The 6,000-nt window shown below is 63.2% G+C and carries 6 protein-coding genes; all 6 read right to left on the reverse strand.

All coding sequences use genetic code 11. The annotated features are described in order from the left end of the window. Positions 1–79: 79 nt before the first annotated feature. On the reverse strand, positions 80–1,858 hold the full coding sequence (gene recN / locus QM609_RS26000) for a DNA repair protein RecN (protein ID WP_003946143.1): 1,779 nt from the start codon (positions 1,856–1,858) through the stop codon (positions 80–82). Positions 1,859–1,860: 2 nt separating this feature from the next. Next, complete coding sequence (locus QM609_RS26005) at positions 1,861–2,808, reverse strand: NAD kinase (protein ID WP_003946132.1); 948 nt, start codon at positions 2,806–2,808, stop codon at positions 1,861–1,863. Then, positions 2,805–3,644: a TlyA family RNA methyltransferase gene (locus QM609_RS26010; protein ID WP_003946142.1), complete on the reverse strand. Its 840-nt coding sequence runs from the start codon at positions 3,642–3,644 to the stop codon at positions 2,805–2,807. Before QM609_RS26010 ends, QM609_RS26005 begins: the two co-directional genes overlap by 4 nt. 1 nt (position 3,645) lies before the next feature. Further along, positions 3,646–3,888: a hypothetical protein gene (locus QM609_RS26015; protein ID WP_050656156.1), complete on the reverse strand. Its 243-nt coding sequence runs from the start codon at positions 3,886–3,888 to the stop codon at positions 3,646–3,648. Between the two features lie 76 nt (positions 3,889–3,964). Next, positions 3,965–4,948 (reverse strand): HAD-IIA family hydrolase, encoded by a 984-nt coding sequence (locus QM609_RS26020; protein ID WP_007731903.1) that lies wholly within the window; start codon positions 4,946–4,948, stop codon positions 3,965–3,967. Beyond that, positions 4,945–5,886 (reverse strand): tetratricopeptide repeat protein, encoded by a 942-nt coding sequence (locus tag QM609_RS26025; RefSeq protein WP_073513327.1) that lies wholly within the window; start codon positions 5,884–5,886, stop codon positions 4,945–4,947. The genes QM609_RS26020 and QM609_RS26025 overlap by 4 nt, the downstream gene beginning before the upstream one ends. Positions 5,887–6,000 lie beyond the last annotated feature (114 nt).

The following is a 6,000-nucleotide window of genomic DNA, read 5'->3' on the forward strand; positions in this document are numbered from 1 at the left end:
ATGATGAACCTGAAACCGCGTTGACCGGTGGAGGCGCGCCGACAACTACCACATCAGTCACACCAACACCACAGAACCTTCAATCTGTGACGCGGGCCGCATTCGCGATCTCGAGCAGTTCTTCGGCGTGCGCACGACCGGTCTCGGTGTCGTCCAGCCCTGCCAACATACGGGCCAATTCGACCACCCGATCCGAATCCGACAAGGTCCGCACGCCACTGCTCACCACGCCGCCTTTGTCGTCGACCTTGTCCACCACGAGGTGGGTGTCGGCAAACGCAGCAACCTGCGGAAGGTGGGTGACGACGATAACCTGATGCGTACGAGCAAGTTTCGCCAATCGGCGGCCGATCTCGACAGCAGCGCGACCACCGACCCCCGCGTCCACTTCGTCGAAAACCATCGTCGCGCCGGTGTCGCTACCAGCGAGAACAACCTCGAGCGCCAGCATGACGCGTGACAGCTCGCCACCGGAAGCGCTCTTGCTGATCGGAAGTGACGGTGCCCCGCTGTGCGCAGACAGACGGAATTCCACCTCGTCGACGCCGGCAGACCCGGCATGAAGGTCTACTCCCCCGACGCTGAGCGGCGCCGAGTCCTGCGGGCCGGCAGGCTGCGAACGCACAGTCACCTCGAGACCCGCACGTCCCATCGCCAGACCGGCGAGTTCCGCGCTGACGGCTTTGGCGAGCTTTGCCGCTGCCTTGACTCGCGCGGCGCTCAGCTTTGTGGCGGCTTCCGCGGTGAGGCCAGCCGTCTCCTCGACCTGCTTGGCCAACAGCGACAACGCATCCGAGGACACGTCGAGTTTCGACAGACGAGCGCGAGCGGTATCTGCCCATTCGAGAACCCCGTCGACATCGGCGGCGTACTTGCGAGTCAGAGTCTTCAGTTCCGATTGCCGCGACAGCAAAGAGTCCAGCGCACCCGGGTCTGCGGGCAGCCCGGACAGATAGGTGTTCAGGTCACCGGCAACATCGGTGACGACGGCAATAGCGTCGGCCAACCGGGAACCGAGGCCGTCCAGATCTGCGTCGGTGACCGACTCGATACGCGCCCGCGCTTCGGACATCAGGTCTAGCGCCGGCATGACCCCGACGTCGCCGCTTGCCATGTCGTCACTACCGGCGAGCGCAGCGTGCGCCTCTTCCGCAGCCGAGCGGAGCGAATCGAGTTCACTGAGTCGTCGAACTTCGGCAACTATCGCCGTGTCCTCGCCTGGCTCGGGTGCCACGCCGTCGATTTCGTTGAGCGCGAAGGTCAACTGATCTGCTTCTTGCGCCAGTTCACGAGCCTTCGACGTGCGTTCGATCAACTCCGAACGAGCATCGAGCCATTCACGACGGTGTTTGCGGTACCTCGTCAGCAGCGTTCCGATTGCCTTGTCCCCGAAGCGGTCCAGCGCATTGCGTTGCTGGTCGGGACGAAGCAATCGCAGCTGATCGTTCTGTCCGTGGACAGTCAGAAGTGGGTCCGTGAATTCGGAGAGAACTCCCGCCGGCACGCTTCGTCCGCCGAGATGAGCCCGTGAGCGGCCGTCGCTGCCGACTGTCCGGACGGCGATGATGGTCCCGTCCTCGTCGCGCTCGGCGCCGGACGATTCCAGGATTCGGACGATCTCACGCTCGGTGGCCGGTGAGACGTCGTCGGCGATGAATCGTCCTTCGACGACGGCTCGCGACGCGCCCAACCGCACCCGCCCGGCATCGGCTCGCGCTCCGCTGAGGAGGTGCAAGCTGGTGACGACCATCGTTTTACCTGCGCCGGTTTCACCGGTCAGGACGGTCAGGCCCTCGTGGAACTGGGCGCTGGCCTCGGAGATCACACCAAGACTGTCGATACGGATCTCTGCGAGCACGATTAAGGCTTCCTTCCTCGCCATCCGGTAACCGGAAGCTCGAACTTGCGAACCATCCGATCAGCGAAGGGCGCAGAGTCCAACCGGACCCACTTGACGGGAGTGGCGCCGCGAACGATCTCGACGCGAGCGCCGGCAGGCAGTTCCAACGTACGACGACCGTCGCAGAAGACCAGGCCGTCGTGGCTACCGGCGACGGTCTCCACCGCGATGATCGAATTCGGGCTGGTGACCAACGGCCGCGCGAACAGCGCATGCGCGTTGCTGGGTACGACGAGCAAAGCTTCGAGTTCGGGCCACACGACAGGGCCGCCTGCGGAAAATGCGTAAGCGGTCGAGCCTGTAGGAGTGGACACGAGAACACCGTCGCAACCGAAGGCAGACACCGGTCGGCCGTCGACTTCGAGGACAACTTCGAGAACTCCCAGACGCGAACGATTCTCGATACTGGCCTCGTTGAGCGCCCACCCGCGATCGATGATCTCGTCGTCCACCCGAATCACGACGTCGAGTGTCATACGGGACTCGACGCGATATTCCTTGCGAACTACCTGTGCGAGCGCCTCGTCGAGATGCTCGGCCTCGGTCTCTGCCAGAAATCCGATCCGTCCGAGGTTGATGCCCAGTACCGGAATGGACGCTTCTTGAGCGAGTTCGGCGGCGCGCAGAAATGTGCCGTCACCACCGAGAACCAGAACTAACTCGCATCCGACGGCAGCATCAGGGCCGGGATGAACAACCGTGACGTCGAGACCCGGCGCAGAGAAGCCCGCGGGTTCCGTCATTGCTTCGATGCGCGAGCTGTCTGCTTCGTCGACGAGGACTCGCAGCCCGATTCCCGCCCGTTCGAAAATCTTCCCGACTCGTTTGGCGGTTTCCGTGATGTCACGTCGACCAGGGTGTGCGACAAGAAGGATCTCGCGCGACTCGCCGTTCGTGACCGCGTTCACTGGGGCCCTTCCTCTACAGCCTTGCGAATCATGTCCTCCACCGAAGGAATTCCCTCGGTGTCCGGCTCGTGATCACCGGGCGAACCTGTCTTTCGAAGCCACAGGAAATACTCGACATTTCCCGACGGACCGGGCAATGGGCTGGCCACAACACCTAACGTCCGCAGACCTACCTTTGCAGCAGCCTCCGACACGTCGAGCACAGCCGAGATTCGCAATTCCGGATCTCGTACGACGCCACCGGCACCGACGCGGTCCTTGCCCACCTCGAACTGAGGCTTGACCATCGGAACCAGGTCCGCGCCGTCAGCAGTACAGGCGACAAACGCCCCGAGTACAAGTTTGAGAGAAATGAACGACAAGTCCGCGACAACGAGATCGACAGTTCCGCCGATGGTCTCTGCATCAATTGCACGAACATTGGTTCGGTCGATGACGTGCACCCGGTCATCGGACTGCAGGCGCCACACCAGTTGTCCGTAGCCGACGTCGACTGCGACAACTTCCTTCGCACCACGCGTCAGCAGAACATCGGTGAACCCACCGGTGGATGCGCCGGCGTCGAGGCAACGGCGACCTTCGACCGTCAATCCTTCGGCACCGAAGGCGTCGAGTGCGCCGATCAGTTTGTGAGCACCTCGCGACGCCCACGAAACTTCCTGCTCCACCTCGACGACCCGAAGTGGCGTTCCGGCTTCGATCGCCGTCGCAGGCTTGGTCGCAACGGCTCCCGAGATGAGAACTCGCCCGGCGGAAATCAGTTCTTGCGCATGATCTCGTGACCGTGCGAGTCCGCGACGGACAAGTTCGGCGTCCACCCGTGCTCTACGTGCCACGTCAAGCCCTGTCCACAGAGGCGAGTGCCTGGACGAGCACCTCGTGTGCCTGTTCCAAAATATGTGCCTTCTGCGGAATCACACCTGCTCCGTGCTGATCGTTCGGATCCTGTTCGATGCCGCCCAGGTGCGCCAGCAAACCGTCGACGTCAGAACGTATGCGTTCCGGATCGACGGAAGGGCGTGGCCCGGGCAACGGAGATCCGTTACTCGTGTTTCCGGGGTGCGGTGTCGGCGTGCTCATCGGGCACAACGTTAGTGCATGACTCTCGGTTACGCATACACCCGCACCCCCGCGAGTCGAACACATTTGCGAGAGATCAGACGAGCCAGGATGCAAACAGATCCGCCACGCCGGCATCCGACGCTTCCAGGGTCCGGAACGACGGATTAGCCCATGCGACAGGCGCAACCGCGCGTAGAAGCGACATCTCGTCCCCGACAACCGGGCCGTCGACAACCAGCGCCGACCCGTTCACGGAGACAGACCACTTGGAGTCCGCACCGACCAGCGATTCGACGGCCGGCTGATTGAGCGAATCCAGAGTTGCTGCAATGTAGGTGGGGCGCTGCTCAACCGGAGCCCGCAGTACGTCACCCGGCGTGCTCACACCGGTGAGAACCAACAACGAGTCGATCGAAACAGCTTGTGCGCCTTCGATATCGGTGTCCAAACGATCACCGACCACCAGTGGACGCGAGCACCCGCTGCGAGCGAGCGCGTCCTCCATCAGCGGTGCAGCAGGCTTACCTGCCACCAACGGTTCCTGCTTGGTCGCAGCGCGTAGAGCTGCCACCATCGAGCCGTTGCCCAGCACCAAACCCCGCTCCGACGGCAGTGTTGTGTCCAGGTTTGCCGCTACCCACAGCGCACCGGCCCGGATCGCCAAGCACGCCTCGGCAAGGATCGACCAGTTGGTCTCCGTCGAATGTCCTTGAACGACAGCAACCGGAGAATCCGCGAATTCGCGCACCGGAAGCAACCCGACGCGCGTCACCTCGTCGGCCAATGCGTCGGTACCGACGACGAGCACAGCGGCACCGGGTTCGAGACGCTCCGACAGCAGACGCACTGCCGTCTGAGAACTGGTGACGACACGATCGTCTTCGGAATCGAAACCGAGTTCGGTCAGATGCGCCGACACTGCCGAAGGCGAGCGACTCGCATTGTTGGTCACGTAGTACAAGGCCTGCGTGCCCTGACCGAGAGCGGCCTGGGTGCCGGGAATCGCATGAGCTCCGGCGTACAGAGTGCCATCGAGATCGAGCAAAAGTACGTCGTACTGAGTACGAAGCACGGTCACTGATCTTCTCCGGTCAACTCGGCCACCCGTTCTTCAGCATCCGTGTCACCCTCGAGGTCAGCAGCTGCAGCGTTGAGGAACCATTTCAGTCCGTCTTCGACACGACCAGCTGCAACGAGGGCATCGGCGTAGGCGTAGAACAGCCGAGCCGCAGCTTCACCGGTACGCGCTGCGTCCAGATCCTTGGTCTGCAGTGTGACAACTGCCTGGTCGAACTGACCGAGATCCATGCGGGCGCCCGCGACGACGATCCTCAACTCAGACGCCTCGTCGCCCGAAAGCAGGGCAGCCTCGTCGCTACGGCCGAGCTCGATCGCGCGTTCGGGTCGACCCAAACCGCGTTCGCAGTCGGCCATGACAGCGATCAGACCCGGTCCGCCAGCCATTCGACGGGCAGCACGAAGCTCGGAGAGAGCTTCAGCCCATTCACCGGCGTGGTACGCGGTGATTCCGGCGGCTTCACGAACGACCGCAATTCGGCCGGCGCGCTGACGGGCAGCGCGAGCGTGGAGCAGTGCGAGTTCCGGATCTTCGTCGACGAGCTTGCCCGCCATGACGAGGTGACGCGCAACCGTGTTGGCGTTGTCCTTGTCGAGGCTGAGCAGATCCCGACGAACGGCCGGGTCCAACTCCGTGGGCTCTACGTTGTCGGGCAAATCCGGTTCGTCAGGTCGTGCTTGCTGACGGTTGCGGTCGCCATCGCGTCCACGAGGGGTGAACCCACCCTCGCCGCCGCGACGCTGTCCGCCGTTGAATCCGCCGCCGCGGTTACTGTTTCCAGCACCGCCACGGTTGTTGTCTCCGGCACCACCGCGGCGGTCTCCGCCTGCAGCGCCGCGTGATCCACGCCCGTCGTTGTCACGACGGGGGCCACCTGATCGAGGCGCTCCTCCCCCACGGAAGGACCGACGCTCGTCGCCATTCTCCGACACAGTCATTCCTCTCATACAACGCACGAAAGGGGACCCAATATGTTGGGTCCCCTTTCGGTTAACGGGTGTTCGGCGGTGTCCTACTCTCCCACACCCTGTCGAGTGCAGTACCATCGGCGC

The organism is Rhodococcus sp. IEGM 1302, from assembly GCF_030056935.1.
GTDB classification, from domain to species: Bacteria; Actinomycetota; Actinomycetes; order Mycobacteriales; family Mycobacteriaceae; genus Rhodococcus_F; species Rhodococcus_F qingshengii.